Here is a 628-nt window from a genome sequence, read left to right on the forward strand (position 1 = left end):
AGCGTAGCTGGAAAGGAAAGCTGAGCACCCACTGGCGAATGGGCTCCTTGGGGAAGACTTCGTCTATCAGCAGCGCCGCACTCTCGGCCATCCGGCGGGCACCGCAGCTAGGGCAAAAGCCGCGTCGTTTACAGCTGAAGGCGACCAGACGCTCGTGATGACAATCCTCGCAGCGAACCCGCATGAAACCATACTCCAGACGGCCACATTGGAGGAGGTCGTTGAATTCTTGTTGGATGTAGCGAGGCAGGTGTTGACCTTGGGCTTCGAGTGAGGCTTTGAAGGCTGGGTAGTGCTGCTCAACCAGCTGGTAGAGCAGCGTCTGGTCGGGTTGGTGGCGTTCGTAACCGTTTGTTTGAGTGGGCGATTGACTCGCCGTGGCGTTCCTTGCCAGCGACATGGGTATCCTCCGCTGATACTGTGGTTATGTACAGTATCAGCGGCTTGCGTTCAGACGTCCAGTCTGGCCCTAGACATCGCTAAATGCTTAACCCGCAATAGCCCTCACGAGTTGTTATCAGCCACTACCGGTTGAGCGAGAAGGTTTTGGGTTCAGGGTGCTATTGCTCCACCAATCACAATACTGAAGCCCCAACTGTTATCAGTTGGGGCTTTTTCTTGTCTGTTT

1 protein-coding gene is annotated in these 628 nt (G+C 55.3%); it reads right to left on the reverse strand.

Annotation, left to right across the window (positions count from 1 at the left end):
* Nucleotides 1–400, reverse strand: a 400-nt coding sequence (locus tag R8N49_RS28245; protein ID WP_318190584.1) for a transposase zinc-binding domain-containing protein, incomplete at its 3' end; no start/stop codon positions are given.
* Between the last annotated feature and the right edge of the window lie 228 nt (nucleotides 401–628).

Source organism: Vibrio sp. 1978, from assembly GCF_033344345.1.